The organism is uncultured Methanobrevibacter sp. (genome assembly GCF_937898925.1).
Classification (GTDB): Archaea; Methanobacteriota; Methanobacteria; order Methanobacteriales; family Methanobacteriaceae; genus Methanobrevibacter.
In genome coordinates this window covers 1-21597 of record NZ_CALDKF010000031.1, presented here as the reverse complement: position 1 = coordinate 21597, position 21597 = coordinate 1, and the positions used below count along the sequence as shown (strand labels likewise).

Here is a 21597-nt window from a genome sequence, read left to right as displayed (position 1 = left end):
TGAATAATTAATTTTCAGTTAAATATAGATTTAATTTACTTATATAAAAATTTATATTAAAAATAGGTAAATAGAAAATTATTTTGAAAAATAGATAAAAATAGATAAAAATAGATAAAAATAGATAATAATAGATAATAATAGATAAAAATAGATAAAAATAGAATTTAAAAAGTTTAAAAAGTAAAAAGATATAGAAAAAAAGTTTTAATTAATTAATGAAAATTAATTAATTTAGAACTTTAATTCAAAGTCAGAAGATTCAATGTCTAAATCTTCGTCTTCGCCAAGAATTCCTCTTTCTCTTAAGATTTGTCTTGCAAGTAACCAGTAGATTAAAGCTATAGCTTTTCTACCTTTGTTGTTAGATGGAACACAAATATCTACGTTAGCAAGTAAGTTTTCAGAATCGCATAAACCTACTACAGGAATACCGTTTTGTTTGGATTCTAAAATTGCTTGAGAGTCGGATCTTGGGTCAGTTACAACAATAACTTTAGGTTCAATGAATTTAGCGTATTGTGGGTTGGTTAAGGTACCTGGGATGAATCTACCAGGAATGGTTTTACATCCAGTGATTTCACCGAATTTTTTAACAGGAGCTTGACCGTATTGACGGGTAGCTACTACTAAAATGTCATCTGGGTCGTATTTTGCTAAGAATTTAGCAACAGCTCTGATTCTTTCATCAGTTTTACGAACGTCTAAGACATATAAACCATCGGATCTTACACGGAAAATGTATTTTTCCATGTCACTAGTTTTTTGTTGGGTACCAATGTGTAACCCAGCAGCCAAATACTTTTCTAAAGGGATTAATAAATCTGACACTTTATCACCATATAATATAAAACATAATTTTTATTGAAATTTTATTTAATTATTAAGAATAATTAAAAAATAAGAAAAGAATTCAATAAAATCCAAAGGACTTTAAATGAACTCTTGTCTAAAATCAACAAATTTATTCATCTTTGATAGTAATGCAGTCGTTAGGACACATGTCGACACATACTTCACATAAAGTACATTCGTCTTCATGATCAGTTACGATTTTGTCTCCGTCTAAGGAAAAGATTTCCATAGGACACATATCTACACATTCACCACAATCTGCATTTTCACATTTGCTTGCATCAATAATAACAGTTGACATTTTTACACCATTTTCTTCTAATTTTTTATTAGTTAAAATTTAACTACTTATTAAAGTAAATCTCGCTCAAAAATTTACTATAATCATGATTTGAACTGAATTTGATTAACTGAATTGAAAAGAAATCTAATATAAACCAGCCATTCTAGGATTGGACATTTCCTCTTCAATTCTGATAAGTTCATTTAATTTAGCTATTCTTTCACCACCAATTGCACCGGTTTTAATCATTGGAGCACCGAATGCAATTGCCAAGTGAGCAATGGTTTCATCACAGGTTTCACCTGATCTGTGGGAAACAACAGGCATTACACCATTCTCTTTAGCTAATCTTACAGTTGCATAAGTATCTGTTAAAGTACCTATTTGATTTGGCTTGATAATGATTGCATTTGCAGCATTCATTTCAATTCCTTTAGCCAACAATTCGCTATTGGTTACGAATAAGTCATCTCCGCAAACGCGGCATTTGTTGCCTACCTTTGCAGTGAGCTCTGCAAATCCTTCAAAATCTTTCTCATCAAAAGGATCTTCAACATAGAACATATGATAAGTTTCAATCAAGTCTTTTACATAATCAACCTGGTCACCGCTGTCTCTTTCAAGACCGTCTTGACCATAGACATATTTTCCTTCTTCCTCGCTCCAGAATTCAGATGAAGCCATATCCAAACCAGGTTTTATGATAAAACCAAGCTCGTCACCAACCTCTTCACAAGCTTGAGCTTGAATTTCCAAAGCTTGATCATTGGTAATGTTTGGAATCCATCCTCCTTCATCACCTTTTCCACCAGTGAAGCTAGGGTCTTTTTTGCTTATGAGTTCCTTTAATCTTTTATGAACTTCGACATTAGCGAAAACCGCTTCTGTAATGTCATTTGCTCCAACAGGAACAACAAGGAACTCTTGAATGTCAGGTGCATTAGGACCTGCATGAGCCCCTCCATTCATCATATTTCCTAATGGATAAGGAATTTCCTTAATGAAATTGCCTCCTAAGAAATTGTAAAGAGGCAAATTGTAACTCATTGCAGCTGCTTTAGCTGCAGCCATTGAAACAGCTACAGTGGTATTTCCACCAATTGCAGACAAGTTATCGGTTCCATCAATTTCCTTAAGGATTTCATCAATGTCCTCAATGTCTTCAGCAGCCATACCAATAAGTTCGGAGGAGATTAAATCTTCAACCTCAGTGATTACTTGACTCACTCCGCCTTCTGGGAAAGAAACGACTTCTCTAGAACCAGTGCTTGCACCACTCGGTGCAGCAGCTCTTCCAAATCCGTTCCAGGTAATTATGTCCACTTCAACAGTAGGATTTCCCCTGCTGTCTAAAATCTTTCTAACACGAACATCTTCAATTACACTATCCAAAATAACACCTCATAGGTTATAAAGAATATTTAAATTAATATTATAAATGAAATTTAACTATTCCTTAAAATTTCAGATAATAAATATGCAATTTTAAGTATGCAATTTGCTAGTTTTATTATGACAACGGACTAAATAAGCCTAATATTGACTATAAGGTTCAAATTAACTAATGATCATTAAATAATCAATAATTCATTATCAATACAATTAATCAATAATCAATTTACCAATGAGATTCAAAAGAATCCTTATTCAATTCGTCTTACCATAAAATCTATAATGGATTTAATAATCATAAAAAAACTAGAAGGTTGATTTATAGATTGCATATGATATTCTTAATTTAAAGAAATAAATAAATTTAAATAAATTATATGATTTAAAATCTAAATTAAATAATTTTAATAATTTATTTATAATATTATTAAGTAATTTATCACTTAAATACTTAATCATTAAATATATAAAATTCTTTTTAAATAAAAAGAACAGTTATACTGATTTTTAAATTCTTTTTTAAAATAAAAAAGAATAGATAAAAGAATAAATGATTTATTCTTTGTGTCTAACGTTTAAAGGCAAAATGCCTAATTCAAGTTCCTTAGTAGCTATGTCAATAGGATCAAGAGATTTGGAACTTTTAAGGAATTTTTCAATTTCCTTGTGTTTCATAGGCTTTGCGCCCATGGAAAGCTGAATAGCTCTTGCACCTAAAACTCTAGCCTTTTCGAATCTTGTTAATTTTTTTGTATTGTCTTTATTTGCAGCCATTATTTAACTCCTAATTATTAAACAATAATCAATTGTATAAACTATTAATAGCTAATTAATTCCCAAATTGATAAAATAATCATTTAAGCCTAAAATAAAAAATAAAAAAGGATAAAGATTATTCCCAAGTTTCAACATGAGAAATTAACATTCTTCTACAACAATATCTTGTAATACCCATATCATCCAAAATATCTTTTGACTCTTCACCATCAGCTAATCTGCGGTTGTATTCATCAAAATATGCAGAAACGGGTTTTCCACAACTTATACATCGTATAGGTATCATATAATCATCATTTCCTTTTTATATAAAACATATTTCATAATTAAAGAATATGAAATAATCAAATTAAATTTTACAACTTTTTCCAATCTCAAATGAAAAATTAAAAAGATTAGAAAATACTTACAGAGAATTTGATAAATTTTACAAACTTCAAAAAAGACAGGACGCCCTATTTAAAGGAATTGTAAAATTTATATTAAATACATAATGTATAAAAATTATCTGTAACTTTTTTGTTTACGAGCTCTAGCTCCAGGACCACCGTATTTTTTAGGTTCAGAACGTCTTGGGTCACCTACTAACATGGTTCTGTCATATTGAGTGTAGATCTCTTTTAAGTCCATGTCTTGAGTCCATTGAACTAAACCTTTTGCAATTACCATACGTGCAGCTTCAGCTTGGCCCATAACTCCTCCACCATTAACTCTGATGGAAATGTCCACTTGGTTAGCAACATCTCCAGCTAATTCTAATGGTTCGGTTAATTTTAAACGTGCAAGTTCTGGAGAATAAAGTTCTAAAGGAACTTTATTGATTCTTACTTTACCAGTACCTTCTCTTACAGTACCTCTTGCAATAGCTGTTTTACGCTTACCGCTTGTATGAACAACTTTCATATCAATTACTCCATTATTTAATATAATTCGTATAATAATCCTTAATTAGAACAAATCAAACTTTCACTAAATCTATTCGAATTTAGCTCCTAAAAGTTTAGAGATTTCTCCTAATTCCATTCCTTTTTTAATGTCGTTATATTCAGCTTCAGGCATGGTTATAAGTTCAGCATCAGCATACTCTTCAGGTACACCTACAAATGCTTTGAATCCTTTGAAAGCAGTTTTACCTTTTGCTTTTTTCATAGGTAACATACCTCTTACGGTTCTTCTGAATATATCTTCTGGTCTTCTTGGGTATTTAGGACCTAAGTCACGAGGGTTAGAGATAGATGCTCTGTCTACTCTTTGTTTGTACTTAGCGTAAGCCCAATCTTTATTACCAGTTAACATTATTTTTTCAGCGTTGAGAACTACAATCTCTTCGCCTTCGAGAAGTTGCTTGCTGACTACACTAGCAAGTCTTCCTAAAATATGTCCTTCACCGTTAATAATCATCATTTTTACACCAATCCTTTAGCTTATAACATAATTTTTACATTGCTACCTTTAGGATTTGCTTCTGCAAGTTCTGCAATAGAAAGAGCTTCACTGCCAAATTTTTCTATTTTTGCTTCAGCGTTTTTAGTAAATCCTAATGCTGCTATAGTAACTTTGTGATCTAATTTACCGTCAGATAATACTTTACCTGGAATAACCACAGTTTCTCCTTCAACAGTGTGTTTGTTAATATGAGAAAGGCTTACTTCAGCTTGGTTTCTGCAAGGCTTTTCAAGTTTGATAGCTACTTCTTTCCAGATACCTACTTCTTCCTCATAAGACTGTTTTCTAAGATTGTAAATAAGGTCAATAAGGTTAGGATTAGTTTTCTTAATTTCTCTAGCCATTATTAGCTTCCTCCTTCACTAAATGTGATAAACTCATCTGTTTTAGCATCTAAAACATCACAAGCTTTTAATAAAACCTCTTTAGGAGGCATTGATCCATCAGTTTCAATTTTAAAAATAAAATCATTTTCACGATACCCAACAGTGATACATTTAGATTCTGCTGCTTTTGCTGCCCTTACACAAGCTTTACAAAGTGAGCAGTTTTCAATATCGACAACTTCAATCTTTCCTTCATCGCTGTCAAAATCGAGCACTCCTCTAGGACATGCATCAACAACTGCAGTAGCAACAGTGCTGTCAACTTTTTCTTCAGTTTCAATTTCTGGATATTGTTTATAAGCACAAACAGTGGTTGGAACCCATTTTGCATGGTCTTTACCAATTCCTAATTTTGCTACAGCCTCTAAATCAACTTCCTGATTCTCTTTCAATTTCAAGAGAGGGATGGTATCGTATACTGGTTTAATTTTTGAGTCACCACAAGATTTTAAATCTTTAGAGTATACAGTTTTAGGTCCGGTTTCCCTTAATGAGAAAGAAACACTACATCTTGGACAGTATTCTCCTTTTTCACTATCGCAATCACAATCTTCTGGAAGTACTAAGCCTTCAATAGATTCTGCATCAGAAACTAAAGGAGTTAAACCTAATCTGTGAGCTAATACTTCATCAAACATTGCAGAATCATTTTTAACTATGAATACATCTTCAATAGCTAATTTTGGTACTTTCATCATAGCAATTCTTCTAATAGCATTAACAAAAGGAACTTCTGCATCTCTGACTATAAAAGTCATTGAATTTTCATCTTGCTCTTTGACATCAATTTTCATATTAAACCCTTCTTATACTCTTCTTCCTCTTTTACCGCCTGGTCTTCCAGTACCATCATGAGGTATAGGAGTGATATCTTCAATTTTACCAATTTTGATTCCAGCTCTTGCTAATGCACGAATGGTTGCTTGTGCACCAGGACCTGGACTTCTAGGACCATTTCCACCAGGAGCTCTTACTCTAATATGTAATCCGACAAAACCTTTTTCTTTTGCATCTTCAGCTGCTCTGTTTGCTGCTTCCATTGCTGCAAAAGGAGAGGATTGTTGTCTGTCTGCACGAACTACTTTACCACCAGACCATTGACAGATAGTTTCTGCTCCGGTAATATCAGTTACAGTTAAGATAGTATTGTTAAAGGATGAATAAATATTAGCTATTCCCCATTTTTCGTCTTTTGCCATAATTACACACCTTATTGATTTTCTCCAGCTTGAGTTGCTGCTTTATTGTATTCTTCAATCTGTTTAGCTACTGGGGAAGAGTGGTAGAAACCAACTGCTTCTTCTTCTCCTCTTTTTACTACGTAACTTGGAGAATTTAATTTCTTACCGTTTAAAGCAATGTGTCCGTGTACTACAAACATTCTTGCTTCTTTAGCAGTACGAGCTAAACCTTTTTGGAAAACTATAGTTTGTAATCTTCTTCTTAAAATATCTTCAACAGTTAAATCAAGAATGTTTTCTAAGTGAGCGTTTTCATCAAGGATTCCTGATCTTTTCAAGTGTCCTAATAATTCTTCTGTTTCAACTTTCACTTGATCTTGAGAGAAACCGAGTAAGTATCTTGCTTCCCTACTGTATTTTCTAACTAAAGTATCAGCTTTCCAAATTTCCTTTTTGTTTTTTAAGCCGTATTTAGACATTAATTTATTTTCAGTTTTAATTCTTTCTGCATTCCAAGGATGAGGTGGTGTATCATACTTTTTCCTTGCTTTTCTTGGATGTCCCATAATCACATCTCCTTATCTTAATATAATCAATTATTATAAATCTATATAAAATTTCGATTTACCCTATACAAGTCCGTTAAAAGATAGAAATTATCTTCTTCTACGACTTACACCGACAGTGGAACTGTGTCTGAAAGTAGATTTAGTTCTTTGTCCTCTAACTGGTAAACCAACTTCGTGTCTTCTACCTTTGTAGCTTCTGGTCTTTTTCATTCTGTTTAAATCATCTCTTAAAGTCATGTCAAGATCAGATTCAATCAAATGAAGGTCGTCACCAGTAGCGTAATCGTTACGTCTGTTTAACATCCAATCAGGAATATTGTATTCTTGAGGATTTTCTAAGAGTGCTTCAATTTTAGAAACATCTTCTTCAGAGATGTAACCGATTTGGTCATCAGTATTTAAACCTAAGGTAAGACAGATAGATCTAGATAAGGATAATCCAATACCTTTAATATCAGTTAAAGCATGTTGGATAGTTTTGTTACCATCTACGTCCTTTCTGGATATACGCACTAAGTGCTTAAAGTCGTCTTCCATTAAAGTAACCTCCATATTATTTTTCTTTGGAGCGAACCCACGAGACGTTATTTAAAAAATTTAGCGGATTCGAATGCTTTATTTTAAAGCACAGTTTTTTCAACAATGTAAAACTTAGTCTAACAATAGTCTAATAGCTTAAACATAAGCCATTTAACCAATGCTAACCAAGAGTTCATATCAGTTTCAAGCACATTTAATAATTCTAATTAAATAATAACTACGCTCAGCTTACTAAAAGATAGAGTAACTTAATACTCAATAAATTACTAATAAACTTTTAAAGCCATAGCTAGATTATAATTTAACTAATTAAAAAAAAGCAAACTAAATAAATCCAATTCGTAAAGCTTATTTGAATCGGATTTACCTTAATGATAATTTGATAAAAGTGATATTATCATTAATAATAATCCTATTAAATAGAATTATATTAAATTGCTATACACTAATAAACGCCGAGACTGGGATTTGAACCCAGGCGAGGTGAACCCTCACGGGATTTCCAGTCCCGCGCCTTACCAGGCTAGACTATCTCGGCAATCTAGTAACATATCAGACATAGTACTGTCTAATATATAATTCACTGATATAAAAATATAAGTAATTAATAGTATATAAAGGTTTTGAATTTTTGACCTTAATTTTTTAAAAAACAGCACAAAAGTCAAAATCATAAGCACAAATTAATATTGAACTTAATAATATTTAAAGATTTTTTGGAAATTCATAGTAAAGTTTATATATTAGAACTTTAATTGGGTATTTTTCAATTTTGAAAAAATAAAAAATTTTAAAAAAAGACAATTCTTACCACATTTATCATTTAATGAAAAACAAATTTTCAGCCAAATCATTATTCATTTAATTTTCTTTCAACTTTAGCTTCCAAATCATCAATCACATCTTTAATTGCAGGATCTCTTGTTAAATCATATGCAATATTGAAATAGAACAATGCAGGAACAACTTTCTTATCTTCATCCAATTGGAATCCAAGATTCTTGCATATTGTAATGACTTCAATGCTAGGACCGTATGGCAATCCTTTTGATTTAAGGTAATCCTTTATCTCTTCAATGCTTTGATCATAATTGTTTAAAGAATCATCATCAAATTCAATAGCTATTTTATCAGTGAAATCATTAGAACCATCATAATATTGAGCTAATCTGCTTAAATAGATAGCCAATTTCAGATTCTCATCATCATTGGATGCATGATACTCATTAAAATAATAAATGGACAAGTTTTCAAATGATTTGGAAAGATCCTCAAGAGAGTAATCATATTTGAAGGATTGGATAGTGAGCTTATAAAACTCATCCCAGTTTTCTTCAATCCTATGAAGTTCACATAATCCAAAAATAGCTTTTACATTGACAGGATTGTAATTATAAGATAATTTAAAAGATTTTAGGGCATTTTCATACTCATTGAAATGCAACAATACATTTCCATAATTGGAGTACAATGTAGAATAGTCCAACATGAGAGGATATTTTCTTTTTATCTCCTTTTTGATAGTGATTTGGAACAATAGCTCTTCAAGAAGATTTTTGAATATGTATTCTCCTTCAACATATTCCTTATTCAAATTGATGTTTTCCTTTGCAAACTGATAGGCTTCATCAAATTTCTCTTCTTTAACCAAATAATCCATTTCCTTGATTATTTCAGGTATAGACTTTATTTCCATAATATCACCAAGCATTTGAAGTAAGTAAAAAGTAAGTAAAGTAAGTAAAAATATAGAATCAGTTATAAAAATTTAGAATCAGTTATTCAACAATTCCTTTTTCTTCTTTTCAAATTCCTCTGCAGTGATTATTCCATCTTTCAATAAATCATGATACTTTCTTATCTCTGCAGGAACATCTGCAATCACATGCCTTATTTTTTCCTCTTCAGGTACAAAGGAACCTGTATTTAACTTGTTCTTTAATCTGGTTTCAAAATTGTTTAGCATGTCATGGTCTAAAGTCTTAAGCTGAATAGTCTTATCCTCTAAATTCAATTGAACCTTATTGTCAGCTACTCTATCAATGTCTTCTGCATTCAAATCATCATAAGCTATTTCAAATGCATCCTTGACCTTTCCGTTCAATCTGCTTCTCAATTCGATGTAAATGGAATCCTCATCCAACTTGATTGCTCCATTGGATTTATTATCATTCCCATCAATGTTTTCAGTCAACAATCCTAAGAAATCAAATTCCACATCCCTTGATTTAATCTCACCTTTAGGCATGTTTCCGTCCGGATTGAATAAAAAACCTAATCTTCCCATAGTATCAAAAACCTAAAATATTTTAAAAAAACATTATCAAACATTATTAAAAGATTTCCTTAAACATTATTTTAAATATTATCTTAAACATTATCTTATTAATACAATATAACATTTTAAAAACATATAAATTTATCTTAAAGAAGGTTAAGAATTAGAAAAAGTTAAGATTTACAATTAAATTAATTAATGATAAATTGATAAATTATATTAGAAGAAACATTAATTAAAATTTTAAAATTTTTAAAATTAATTAAACTTGAAAATATTTATCAAAGAATAGCTAAAAATAGCTAGAATATTTTGTTAAAAATAATGATTGTGATTTAAATGGTTAAAGGAAACAAGGATAGATTTGTATTGGAATTAGGCAATGATGAAAATGGGGAACCTAAAACACTTAGTGCAGAAGAGACATTAAGGCAAATGAAAAAAGGATTTAACAACGGATACGTTAGCTTTGAATATCCATTCTTATGGCAGGAACTTAAAAACGAAGATGAAGATGAATTCACTGTCCGTGTATTGCTAAACAAAAACAACAATTCCATTGTAAAAATATCCATACAACCATGTTTGGTAAATACTGTTGAAGAATTGAAAGAACTTGTAGAAACCGATTTAAAAGCAAAAGAATGTGAAATTCAACAGTCAGGAATGGAAACTTTTGATAAGTATGGAATTTGGGACATGATTTATTTGACAAAGGAAGGATTGGAAGTAGAACAATACTCCATTTTAAAAGACAACAATTTATATTCTCTTGAACTCTATACCAAAAACAATAGGGATCAAATGGCGGTAAAGTCTTTTGTAGATGTCATTCAAACATTTAAGATTCTAAAACCAGCTTTTAAAGTAGACGGAGATTCATACGAGAGAATATAATTCTTAAACTATTTTTTTAATTAGAAAATAAAAAACTTGAATCTAATCTAAGTTATTTTTTAAAAAAAAAAACAGATAAAACTAATAGAAAAATAAAAATTATAAATTAAAAATTAAAAAAAATGTGAAAAATAACCCTAACTGAAAAAATAAACTCTAAAAATTCAGATAGGGTCACTAATCACATTTTGTCCTATGTTTTGATTTTATTTTACAAATTTTCTTTGTGCAAAAAAGAACTATTGCAAATAAAAAGGCATATGTCCCTCCCGCCTGCCCGAAAACAATTAATGTTTTCCAATATGAATTTTATTTGCATTTCCAATTTACTAATTGAAAACACACAAGGTCTCATCCTTATTCATGTCATGATAGAATTCCGCCTTGTCTTCACCAAAGTCTATGACATGTATCATATCATAAATTTCCTCGCTTAGATTAGGATTTATCTCCTTTAGGATGTTTTGATGATTATAAATCATATCCTTATTGAATTCAATATTTTTCTCATTTTCAAACAATGCACCATAGTATATTTCCGCTTCCACCAAGTCCTGGAACATATGGCTTCCAAAGGATAACTCAGGCATATATCCAACTTCACTGTAAGATTCCTCCAGAATTGCAGAGAAATAGCTGATGTCAGCAAATACCACTGGAATTCCTAACTCTGGAGAGGAAGTACCAATTCTTCCAGGAACAATAAGAATTGCAGTCTTTCCATTTTCCTTGCAATAGGCATTCACATCATTGATTACATGAGATATTGAACTTTTCTGAGCATATGGGTATTCATAATACTTATGTGGATCGACATAGCAGATTGTGTCTATATCATTCTTTCTTGACATACCCATTGAAGATTCCTTGATATGGAAGAAGACATTCTTATCCTCCGGCATTTCAATGGCTTCATTGTTTATTGAAACCTGCAGAGGTCTGCATTGCAATAGGTTTACATTGAATGAATTGTCCTCTCCAACATTAACTGTGTATTCTATGTCCACAGGATAATCATAAGCGGTTTCCAATATATTCATTATTTCCTTCATCTCATCAATGAATTCCTGATTTTTCACAAGCCCCTCGCAATTGACAAAGACGATTTCACGGCGCTCACCACGGTCACGGAACATTCTCTCCGCTTCACGGTCATGTTCAACAAGAACCCTTTTCGCATATCTTGGAATAACATCCAAACCGTCACCAACAGGAATATCATGCAAACTTATGTTCTTTAAATCAATTACATCCAGATAGTGTTGAGAATATCTGTGCTTTTCCCTAATGTCCTTCACCATAGTCACTTCAGGCTTGTCAAGATTGATTATTCTAGGATAATCCTTTTTAGTCCTGTCAACAGCTTTTGTACCAAGACCCATTACCAACCTTAGCATTCCTTTGCTGTTGTCCATATCAGGCAGTGGAGAATATGGGCTGTATGAAAATCCTACACCTGCAGCAGTTGGGAAGAAATAGTCTCCATAATAGGAACCTGAAACCCTTTGGACCAAAAGAGCCATTTGCTCATCAGTATCATCCAAATCGTTTATTTTCCTATATTCCAACGCGGAAATGTTCATAGTACTTGAATATACCACTTTTACAGCCTCTTCAAAGGCAGCTAAACGTTCTTCAAGACTGCCTCTATTTACACAGAAAACTGATTCGTATTTTCCTGCAAATGCGTTCCCATATCCATCTTCAAGGAAACTACTTGATCTGACAATAATCGGATTTTGTCCGAAATAATCCAAAATCTGTATGAATCCCTTTTTGATCTCATCGGAAAAAGTACCGTTTTTAAGGGCTTCCTCTAACTCTTTTCCATATTTATAGTAACCTTCCTTGGTCCTTTGCTTTACCCGAAGGTCCCATAAGTCATTTGAAACAATGTATGTGTAGAATAAATCTGAGCCAATGTAAAATGAATCATCCGGTTCAAGATTGCTATATATGTCAGGGCGTTCCTTTTCGATTATCTTTCTTGCAAGAAGCATACCGCAGGACTTACCACCTACCAAACCGCTTCCTACACGGCGATCGTAGATTGTGATGTAATCCTCAAAAGTGAAGTATTCCTTTATTTTGGAAAGCATCTTCTCATCTTTTGTCATCATCAGTTCACAAATCTTATCGCACTCATCATCGATATTCTGACCCTCTGCATACTTCATTCTAACCTGAAGCATATACCTTTCCCAACTGTCCAGGATTTGTCCGCTTTGATGCTTGTCAGAATCATTTATGGTCTTATAATATTTGCTTACTTCCTGACCATCCTGCAAGACCTTGACAAATCCTGTTCTTGGGTTAAACTTATGTCCCAAAAACATTGTTTGAGAATATCTGTTCCATACTTTAAGTGGAGAAACATAAACCTCTTCAGGAGAATTTGAATGTACATTCAGGAATAGCTGTGTGGTTTCACGGATTTTAGCTATTGCATCAAATGAATGCCTTCCCCGAATGATTGGGAAGTATGCTACAGTATCCAATTGGAACAGAAATGGACAGGTAACCTTAAAGAAATTTCCCATCATCAAATCGGTAGACCAAACCGCTTGAAGGTCACTTAAGCAGTCAAATACATAGAATGCATCAAATCCTTCCTTTTCAATAATTCGATGAACCTCTAAGGTAAATGTCTCAAATTGATTATATGGATTGACCTTATATATCTTGATTCCATCACGTTCAATCATGCAAAACTCGGTTTCAGGATTATTCTCTTCCATTTCAAGGAGTCTAAAATCCTCTTCTGTCATTTCAATCAATGGATGATGATTAGCAAACCTTATGTAAATCAAGTTCCTGTTATCCTCTTTCGCCTGTTTGACATAAGGATCAACAAAGTAAGAGAATTCATTTAGATTTGTTACATTCCAAACTACATTATCTCCTAAACGAATATTGTCTAAAGCTTCATCAAGTCCCGGAATCCCTGATTTTACTCTTTCGAATGCAGCCATAATAATATCTCCTAATTAATTTAATTTCTCACCATTGGTACTCCTGTTAATTGTGAAGCTTCCATAGTCAAAGCAACCAAGTCCTGACGTTCAAGATTTTCTATATCAGTATTTCCTGCCTGTTGAGTCAAGGATGTTACTTCCTGTGTCATTGCTTCAATATAGTTTGCCACTTGCTGACCTTTTCTAATAGGGTCCAATCTTCTTCTAAGCACCCTATCCTGTGTTGCAATTCCTTTAGGGCAAATACCTTCAGAACAGGATTGGCAAACTTTACATCCTATGGAAATCAATGCGGAGGTAGCGATATAAACAGCATCTGCACCTAAAGCAATAGCTTTTGCCACATCAGCACCAGATCTTATTCCACCAGCAGCGACAAGACTTACTTCACTTCTTAAATTAATGTCCTTAAGAGCATCATCAGCCTTTACAATTGCTTCAATTGTAGGAATACCTGCATGTTCTGTAACCACTTCAGGTCCAGCACCGGTTCCCCCTTGCATACCGTCGACTACAATTATATCTGCACCTGCCTTTGCTGCAATCTTTACATCCTGTTCCACTCTACCTGATGCAAATTTTACAATTATAGGCACTTTCCAATCGGTAATTTCCCTTAATTGATTGATTTTCATACCTAAATCTTCAGGTCCGACAATATCCATATGTCTTGCAGGACTTAATGCAGAGGTTCCTTCTGGAATGTTTCTAACTCTAGCCACTTCTGCAGTTACCTTATGGGAAAGCAAATGTCCTCCCATACCTGATTTTGCACCTTGACCTATTTTTATTTCAACAGCTTCTGCATTGTTTAAATAACTAGCAGAAACTCCAAAACGACCTGATGCATATTGAGCAATCAATTTGTCTGCATAATGCCTTTCTTCAGGAAGCATTCCCCCTTCACCTGTATTGGTGATTGTTCCTACCTTACTGCTTCCAATTGCCAATGCTATTTTCGCTTCCTTGCTTAATGCACCAAAAGACATTGCTCCAATCATAATAGGAGTGTCTATTTCAATTGGATTTTCTGCAAACCTGTCTCCAAGAACCACTGAAGTCTTGCATGTTTCCCTATAGGAATCTATTGGTGGCCTTGAAACCTGTGCAGGCAATATGCTTAAGTCATCAAAAGTTGGGATTCTTCTGGTGAGTCCACAACCTCTGACCTTATATGATCCTGTTTGACTTTTACGTTTGATTTCAACCATTGTTGAATTTGACCATACGCCTCTGCCTTCATCAACAAGGGGTCTGACATATATTGCATGTGTTGGACACATCTCCTCACAGATCTTACACCCTACACAATTTTCCTGATGTATTGGCAATGGCTCATCATTGATTACCTCATATACTCCATGAGGACAATTTGAATAGCAACTGTAACAGTTTTTACATGAGGACTTGTGAGGATTGTCACATAAATACCAGCAACATCCAGGTCTATCATTGCTCTGTTTGCAAATTTCCAATTTTCTTTCTACAGTGAATGACATTAGTTTACCCCCTCATCAATATTTTGGACTGAATCCTCTTTCAAATCCCCTAATGGTTTGAATACAGGACAGACAGAGTATTTTGTTCCCCCAGATTTAACTACCTCATCAATTGCATTTGTTAGCTTTGCATAAGGTTTCCAAGCTAAATGGTCCTCCTTATCAACAATAAGCGCTTCTGTAACAATTTCATTGGACAATAAATAGTCTATTAATGTTGTAACAATGGACCCGTCTTGACCTTGGGTATGCTTTAATGATTTGACTGTCAATACTTTTTTGAAGTCCCCTATTGGTTCTGAATTGTCATTTCTCAAATCTTCTGGGATAAATGTTCTTGGACAGACTGCAAAGCATGCATGACAATCATCAGGACATTCCCCTTTCATCCTTGGTTTGGTGTCATCAATTGTTATCAAATTGTGAGGACATGCATATTCACATGCTCCACAGAGCACACATGCCCCGACATCAATGACATTTGACCTTAAATCCAAGAATGACGCTTCTTGGAACTCCTTATTGATTGAGTCCTCTGACTTTTCCCTTTGGTATAACACAGGCCTTGCCAAGAATTCCCTTCTTTCTATAGTTTCCAGATTTTTGCTTATTTTGGTATGTGCAATTTTATTCAATAATCCTAATTGTGAATCTGTAAAGTCTTTTGCTTCAATGAATTTCTGTTCTATTGCTCCATTTACTATCTCTTCACCTTTTTCAGTTCTTATTATGAGTGTTGACCAGCCTTCCTCAGATCCGATTGAACCTATTGAAATGTCAGAGGTTTCTGATGTCAGTTCAACACAAATATTACAGTTTTTCCTAATAATCCTTTTAGCCACAGAAAGAGGTATTTTCACTGTTTCCTTGGTTTTTAAAAGTAAAAATACAAATCCTTTCTCAATTTGGAATTTTTCAATGTCATCCATTTTCAAGTCATACTCTTTCAAGAGATTTACAAAGTACTTGTATGAAAAATTCTCCATACAGAATAAGCCCAATTTAACATCAATAGGGCTATCAGTATAATATTGAAGTTTGGATGCAGCCATAATTTCACATGGTGTTCCCACCATAGCTATTCTATGTTCGCTCATTTTTTCAGCTCCTATTGCATGTTAACAATTTTCTTAAAGTTTGCATAATCCTTATCAGCAAGTTTGAAACCGTATTCTGTCAAGATTTCCTGAAGTTCATTTTGGTCTTCAGAGGTGGTTTCTTCCATAACTGCATTTTTTCCTAAGCTTTTCACATTTCCAAGAACAAAAATGGTTCCTCTCATGATGGATTCTCCAACATCCTCAGTTACATCACCAAGTATTATGAGCTTTCCTCCCATCATAAGGAGTCCAGTCATGAAACCGCTGTTACCCCCAATGATAACGGTTCCCCCTTTCATGATTTCTCCAGTTCTTGAACCTACATTACCTTTAACAATTACTGTTCCGCCATAGATTCCTTGACCTGCTCCGTCACCAGCTGTACCTTCAATGACCAATTCACCTTCAGTCATATTGTCTCCAGCAAACCAGCCAGCATTTCCAGTGATGTGTATCCTTGGTCCATGAGCCATTGTTCCAACAAAATATCCTGCAGAACCATTGATCTCTATCTCCACTTCTTCAGTTAATCCAGCACAGATATTATGTTTAGAATCAGGATTGTCGATAATGAGCTTATCATGATATTTAGCTTGTTCCTTTATGGTGCGGTTCAATTCTTTCTCATCCATACCATTTGCATCAATTACATATTCTTTCATAGAAAAAACCCCTTATCATATGGTGTAAGCTCTTGTTTCTCCTGGAGCTATCTGTTCTATTTCATCTGAATCTGTGACATCATGCAATGCCATCTCTTCTGAAGCAACTGCAAATATCTCATCGGTTTCCACCATTACACCAGGCCTAAGGCCAAGCTTGTCCTTTGCAATTCCAATACCGTTAGGTGTTCCAACCAATATGGAAAATGGACCATCCAAATCAATTACCGCTTGATCCAATGCCTCTTCCAATTTGTAGCCTTGATCAAGTTTATCTGCCATATAATGAACAATGCACTCTGTATCATTAAATGATTCAAAAGTGTGTCCTTTCCTTTCCAATGGGTCTCTTATTTTCCAGTAATTGGTGATTTGCCCATTATGCACCACAGTTATGTCAGGTATGATGTAGCTTTGATATGGGTGTGCATGATAACGGTCAACACCACTTTCTGTTGCAAAACGAGTATGGCCTATTCCATGTGTTCCCATTCTGCTTGAAACATTGAAACGTTCTGCAATGTCCTTTACTTTTCCTGTATCCTTGATCATTTCAAATGAATGTGAACCGTTGATAACCCTTACATTTTCCAAATCATCTATTTCGTTAATGCATGGTTTTAAAAGGGAAAATTCATCCAATGCTATTTTGCATTTATATACATCTGAGTCTCCTACAGACTCAATCAATTGCTCTTCAAATATTGGGCTTATTTGATTTAATAATGATTTTAAGTTGTCTAATGCGCCTCTTCTTCTTTTCACTTCAATGTTTAATTGATAATAGTTTTCAGGAAAATCCAAACTGCCGTAGATTGCATAACCTGCGGAATCCGGACCCCTATGCTGCAATGATTCAAGCATTGATGTCAATGCTTCTCCTACAGGGTGAGTTTTTTTATCTTTGTATATTACACCTGCTATTCCACACATTTCTCTACCTCCAATAAAATAATCGGTGAATACACGTACATATGCCTAATATATACTAATCATCTAAATATGTCATCCGAATGTGTTAATCCGAATATATTAAAAAAAGTAATTCTAAAATTACATATGCCTTTAAAAATAATTTTAAAATTACAATATGCCTTTTAATTGTTTAAAATTACAATATGCCTTAAAAAAATAATTCTAAATTTCAAAAACCATTTAACTTTTTGAGAGGTAGTCAAACTAAAGAAAAATCTTTAGATTGACCACCAATATTCAAAAAAGGAATAGTCTAAACGTCTAAGTATTGATTTCTTTCATAATCGAATACTTGTATTCTGTAAGCATCCCATTCAGCTCTTTTGATGGTGTAGAATTGGTCAAACACTTTTTCTCCAAGAGCATTTTTAACTACATCATCCTGTTCCAATGCATGGTATGCTTCCCATAAACTTGTTGGCAAGTTACTGATGCCTCTTTGGACAATCTCATCTTCAGTTAATGCAAACAAGTTTTCTTCAGTTGGTTCACCAGGATCCATCTTATTGTCCAAACCATCTAAACCTGCTTCAAGCAATACTGCAAATGCTAAGTATGGGTTACATGAAGGGTCAGGTGATCTGCATTCGATTCTTGTACCTAATCCACGGGATGCAGGAATTCTAAGTAAAGTTGACCTGTTTTTAAATCCGTAAGCTATGTAACATGGTGCTTCATAACCAGGAACTAAACGTTTATAAGAGTTAACTGTTGGGGATAGGATTGCTGATAAAGCCTGTGCATGTTTCAATAATCCTCCGATGAAGTATAATGCTTCCTGTGAAATTTGGTTTTCAGTGTTTGGATCATAGAAAATGTTTTTGCCGTCTTTGAATAGGCTTTGGTTACAATGCATTCCACTACCATTGATTCCCAAGAATGGTTTTGGCATGAATGTTGCTTTAAATCCTAAGTTGTGAACTACTGCTTTTACAGCTTCCTTAAATGTGATTACAGCATCAGCTGTTTTTAAAGCATCAGCATATTTGAAGTCCACTTCATGCTGTCCTGCTGCCACTTCATGGTGGCTTACTTCAACATCAAAACCTAATTGCTCTAAACCGAATACGATTTCTCTTCTAATGTCAGTACCTTGGTCCAATGGCTCTACATCAAAATATTCCGCTTCATCCGCAGGGATGTAATTTCCGTTTTCATCCTCTTTGATAATGAAGAATTCTGGTTCAGGACCCATATTGAATTGATATCCTCTTTTTTCTGCTTTTTCCAATGCTTTTTTAAGCACTCCTCTTGGATCACCATCATATGGTTTTCCTTCTGTAGTGAAGATATCACATATGAATCTACTGGTTCCTTTTGATTCAGGTCTCCATGGAATTGTTGAGAAGGTGTTGATATCTGGTTTTGCAAGTAAATCACTATCATTGATTGAAGCTAATCCTGCTACTGATGAACCGTCAAACAATAATCCATCATTTACGATATCTTCAATGTCATCAGCTCTTTTAAGAGGAACTGCCATGCTTTTTGGCAATCCATGAATGTCTGATAGTTGCAATTTCAAAAATTTTATATCATTTGCTTCGACTGTTTTAATAATTTGGTCTAATTTTTCGTCTTTTACTGACATCTTTTCACTTCCTTTTTTGAGATATCATCCATTCTTGAAAAAATGGAAATTGGAACCCCTTCGACTAAAAATTTTATTGAATTCATAGTCGGAAGGAAACTTCCTTCCTACTATAATTTATCACTATTAATATATAAATATTTTGAATAAAAAATGAACAATAAAAATAGATTTAAATAAATATTTTCAATATTTTCAAGCTATTTTCACTTAATATTAGTTAAAATAGATGTTTGTTCAGTGAAAAATTAATTAAAGAAAAATATGTTTGATAAAAATGAAAATAAGAGCAATTTACAAAAATAGATTAATTGAAGAAAAATTTTAAAAAATAGGGTATTTTTTAAAAAAAAGTCGGAAGGACGGAAAAAAATAAAAAATATTAAAAAATAAAAAAATAGTGAAAAATAAAATATTAAAAAAAGATTAAAGATTTAAAATGAAACTATTTGTCTGCAAGAGTCCAATAACATCTTTTTGGAGAAACAATGGTTTCATCTTTTTTCAATTCTTTCATGATTTTATCGACTTCTTTCTTTTCTACACCTGAAATTTCACTAACTTTAGTAGCGTTTAAAGGTTCTTCAGAGTTTTTAAATGCTTCAATTACTTTATCTTTATCAGACATTTTATCACCATTTTAATTTTATGAATTTATAATTATAATCATTACCATCCTTTTGGATAAATTCCGGTATCCATAAAGACCTTATTTGTATCAACAACAAGTCCAGAATCTGCATTCATTATCTCTTGAGATGAAAATAGAGAGGTTCCTGCAGCAACTAATTCTCCTTTTAATGATTTGATGGCAACTAGGTTGCCTTTTTGAATATCTTTGGATAATTTAGCTATTCCACCTGCACCAAGTTTTGCCCCTTGGCAAATGGCTTCAACGGCAGAATCCTTAATGAATATCTGCGGAAGGTGAGAGCTTGCAACTTCCATTGGTTGAATGGCTTTCCTTATGTATGATTCATCACCATCTTCAATGTAAAAATGATATGCATCCGTAAGGTCGTGTAAGTTTACAAGGTCATTGTTTCGTTCATCAAATGGACCTACCCTTGTTCTTCTAAGCTCAGCCATATGCGCTCCACAGCCTAAAGCTTCACCAATATCATGACAATAGGTTCTGACATATGTTCCTGCTTCACAACCTATTCTAAATAGGACATCCTTGCCTTCAATTTCGTAAATGGTGGAGTAATAAATATTTCTTACCCTTAATTCACGTTTGACGGCTGATTTAACTGGTGGTGTTTGGTATATCTTACCAGTAAATTCATCGAATATCTCTTTTATTTGATCTTCTGGAATATTTTTGTGCAGAGTCATGAGACATACATATTCCTTGCCTGCTGGAAGAAGAAGTTGACTGACTCTTGTTGCATTGTCAATACCAATAGGTAATACTCCAGTTACTTTAGGGTCAAGTGTTCCACCATGCCCTGTCTTCTTGCAGCCAAGTATTCTCTTTACCCAAGAGTCAACTTCATGAGAAGTAGGACCAGATGGCTTGTCCAAATTGATTATACCTTTAGCTATGTGTTCATCTATAGGCCTTTCATATGGATTGCACCCATATTCAGGGTTGGTTTCAACGTTTGATTTAATTAAGTAATCTTCCATAATCATTTCTCCAATAGCTAAAAGTTTTTAAAAATAAGATTTTTATATAATATAAAATAAGATTTTTATAATAAATAAATTTAATTAATGATTTATTAATGATTTAATTTATGATTTAATTGGTGATTAAAAATTAAATAAAGAATTTTAAAAAATAATCCTACAAAAAACTATAATAATAAACGATTATAAATAATAAGAATAGTTAAAGAAATGGAGAAAATATGGAGAAATAATATGGCAGATGAAAAATCCAAAATTGAAAATGAATCAAACCGTATGAGCAAAACTGAATATTATCTTGCAATCGCACTTGCTGTATCAAAAAGAAGCACTTGCTTAAAAAGACGCTATGGAGCTGTAATAGTTAATAACGATGAAATAGTTAGTACAGGTTACAATGGAAACCCAAGAGGAGAGGAAAACTGTTGTGACAGAGGAACTTGCCAAAGAATGAACCTCCCATCAAATTCAGGAAACTATAATGACTGCTTTTCAGTCCATGCCGAACAGAACGCAATGCTCAGTGCAAGCAGAAACGAGATGCTTGGCTCAACAA

Annotated in this window: 24 protein-coding genes and 1 tRNA gene; 2 read left to right on the top strand and 23 right to left on the bottom strand. The window is 33.3% G+C overall.

Annotated features, from left to right (window positions below):
* Window positions 1-234 precede the first annotated feature (234 nt).
* From rpsB to Q0409_RS02410, 15 genes are all read right to left on the bottom strand, one after another.
* On the bottom strand, window positions 235-831 hold the full coding sequence (gene rpsB / locus Q0409_RS02480) for a 30S ribosomal protein S2 (RefSeq protein ID WP_292778329.1): 597 nt from the start codon (window positions 829-831) through the stop codon (window positions 235-237).
* 133 nt (window positions 832-964) lie between these two features.
* Complete coding sequence (locus Q0409_RS02475) at window positions 965-1156, bottom strand: 4Fe-4S dicluster domain-containing protein (protein ID WP_012955717.1); 192 nt, start codon at window positions 1154-1156, stop codon at window positions 965-967.
* Window positions 1157-1282: 126 nt separating this feature from the next.
* Window positions 1283-2530, bottom strand: coding sequence for a phosphopyruvate hydratase (gene eno, locus Q0409_RS02470; protein ID WP_298534743.1), 1248 nt, complete (start codon window positions 2528-2530; stop codon window positions 1283-1285).
* A 555-nt stretch (window positions 2531-3085) separates the two neighbouring features.
* Window positions 3086-3304 (bottom strand): DNA-directed RNA polymerase subunit K, encoded by a 219-nt coding sequence (locus Q0409_RS02465; RefSeq protein ID WP_298534741.1) that lies wholly within the window; start codon window positions 3302-3304, stop codon window positions 3086-3088.
* A 118-nt stretch (window positions 3305-3422) separates the two neighbouring features.
* The gene (locus Q0409_RS02460) at window positions 3423-3593 is read right to left on the bottom strand and encodes a DNA-directed RNA polymerase subunit N (RefSeq protein ID WP_067145950.1); all 171 of its coding nucleotides are present in this window, start codon (window positions 3591-3593) and stop codon (window positions 3423-3425) included.
* A gap of 218 nt (window positions 3594-3811) precedes the next feature.
* Window positions 3812-4210, bottom strand: coding sequence for a 30S ribosomal protein S9 (locus Q0409_RS02455; RefSeq protein ID WP_292778341.1), 399 nt, complete (start codon window positions 4208-4210; stop codon window positions 3812-3814).
* A 72-nt stretch (window positions 4211-4282) separates the two neighbouring features.
* Window positions 4283-4708 carry a 50S ribosomal protein L13 gene (locus tag Q0409_RS02450; RefSeq protein ID WP_295604854.1) on the bottom strand — a complete coding sequence of 142 codons (426 nt, stop codon included), beginning with the start codon at window positions 4706-4708 and terminating at the stop codon, window positions 4283-4285.
* A gap of 23 nt (window positions 4709-4731) precedes the next feature.
* Window positions 4732-5097 carry a 50S ribosomal protein L18e gene (locus Q0409_RS02445; protein ID WP_295604679.1) on the bottom strand — a complete coding sequence of 122 codons (366 nt, stop codon included), beginning with the start codon at window positions 5095-5097 and terminating at the stop codon, window positions 4732-4734.
* Between the two features lie 2 nt (window positions 5098-5099).
* Window positions 5100-5933 (bottom strand): DNA-directed RNA polymerase subunit D, encoded by an 834-nt coding sequence (locus Q0409_RS02440; protein ID WP_298534738.1) that lies wholly within the window; start codon window positions 5931-5933, stop codon window positions 5100-5102.
* Between the two features lie 12 nt (window positions 5934-5945).
* Window positions 5946-6338, bottom strand: coding sequence for a 30S ribosomal protein S11 (locus Q0409_RS02435; RefSeq protein ID WP_067145940.1), 393 nt, complete (start codon window positions 6336-6338; stop codon window positions 5946-5948).
* A gap of 11 nt (window positions 6339-6349) precedes the next feature.
* A complete protein-coding gene (locus tag Q0409_RS02430) occupies window positions 6350-6886 on the bottom strand; it encodes a 30S ribosomal protein S4 (protein WP_292778352.1) in 537 nt (178 codons plus the stop codon).
* Between the two features lie 90 nt (window positions 6887-6976).
* The gene (locus Q0409_RS02425) at window positions 6977-7426 is read right to left on the bottom strand and encodes a 30S ribosomal protein S13 (protein ID WP_298534735.1); all 450 of its coding nucleotides are present in this window, start codon (window positions 7424-7426) and stop codon (window positions 6977-6979) included.
* A 456-nt stretch (window positions 7427-7882) separates the two neighbouring features.
* Window positions 7883-7967 (bottom strand) — tRNA-Ser (locus Q0409_RS02420).
* A gap of 315 nt (window positions 7968-8282) precedes the next feature.
* The gene (locus Q0409_RS02415) at window positions 8283-9125 is read right to left on the bottom strand and encodes a hypothetical protein (RefSeq protein ID WP_298534732.1); all 843 of its coding nucleotides are present in this window, start codon (window positions 9123-9125) and stop codon (window positions 8283-8285) included.
* Window positions 9126-9203: 78 nt separating this feature from the next.
* Entirely contained in the window at window positions 9204-9716 is a 513-nt protein-coding gene (locus tag Q0409_RS02410) for an SHOCT domain-containing protein (RefSeq protein WP_298534729.1), read from the bottom strand.
* Window positions 9717-10046: 330 nt separating this feature from the next.
* Between Q0409_RS02410 and Q0409_RS02405 the strand changes: the two genes are divergently transcribed.
* Window positions 10047-10604 carry a PsbP-related protein gene (locus tag Q0409_RS02405; protein WP_298534726.1) on the top strand — a complete coding sequence of 186 codons (558 nt, stop codon included), beginning with the start codon at window positions 10047-10049 and terminating at the stop codon, window positions 10602-10604.
* A gap of 329 nt (window positions 10605-10933) precedes the next feature.
* Here the strand turns inward: Q0409_RS02405 and Q0409_RS02400 are convergent, their stop codons facing one another.
* From Q0409_RS02400 to Q0409_RS02365, 8 genes are all read right to left on the bottom strand, one after another.
* On the bottom strand, window positions 10934-13576 hold the full coding sequence (locus Q0409_RS02400; RefSeq protein ID WP_298534723.1) for a PEP/pyruvate-binding domain-containing protein: 2643 nt from the start codon (window positions 13574-13576) through the stop codon (window positions 10934-10936).
* Between the two features lie 20 nt (window positions 13577-13596).
* The gene (locus tag Q0409_RS02395) at window positions 13597-15078 is read right to left on the bottom strand and encodes a glutamate synthase-related protein (protein WP_298534721.1); all 1482 of its coding nucleotides are present in this window, start codon (window positions 15076-15078) and stop codon (window positions 13597-13599) included.
* Window positions 15078-16175 (bottom strand): Coenzyme F420 hydrogenase/dehydrogenase, beta subunit C-terminal domain, encoded by a 1098-nt coding sequence (locus tag Q0409_RS02390; RefSeq protein ID WP_298534719.1) that lies wholly within the window; start codon window positions 16173-16175, stop codon window positions 15078-15080. Before Q0409_RS02390 ends, Q0409_RS02395 begins: the two co-directional genes overlap by 1 nt.
* Before the next feature lie 11 nt (window positions 16176-16186).
* Entirely contained in the window at window positions 16187-16840 is a 654-nt protein-coding gene (locus Q0409_RS02385) for a tributyrin esterase (protein WP_298534716.1), read from the bottom strand.
* A 15-nt stretch (window positions 16841-16855) separates the two neighbouring features.
* A complete protein-coding gene (locus Q0409_RS02380; protein ID WP_298534714.1) occupies window positions 16856-17773 on the bottom strand; it encodes a glutamine amidotransferase in 918 nt (305 codons plus the stop codon).
* A gap of 295 nt (window positions 17774-18068) precedes the next feature.
* On the bottom strand, window positions 18069-19406 hold the full coding sequence (glnA, locus tag Q0409_RS02375; RefSeq protein ID WP_298534712.1) for a type I glutamate--ammonia ligase: 1338 nt from the start codon (window positions 19404-19406) through the stop codon (window positions 18069-18071).
* Window positions 19407-19851: 445 nt separating this feature from the next.
* On the bottom strand, window positions 19852-20034 hold the full coding sequence (locus tag Q0409_RS02370; RefSeq protein WP_292786647.1) for a MarR family transcriptional regulator: 183 nt from the start codon (window positions 20032-20034) through the stop codon (window positions 19852-19854).
* A 41-nt stretch (window positions 20035-20075) separates the two neighbouring features.
* On the bottom strand, window positions 20076-21038 hold the full coding sequence (locus Q0409_RS02365) for an RNA-guided pseudouridylation complex pseudouridine synthase subunit Cbf5 (RefSeq protein ID WP_298534710.1): 963 nt from the start codon (window positions 21036-21038) through the stop codon (window positions 20076-20078).
* 237 nt (window positions 21039-21275) lie between these two features.
* Between Q0409_RS02365 and Q0409_RS02360 the strand changes: the two genes are divergently transcribed.
* A partial coding sequence (locus Q0409_RS02360; protein ID WP_298534707.1) for a cytidine deaminase occupies window positions 21276-21597 on the top strand: 322 nt, incomplete at its 3' end.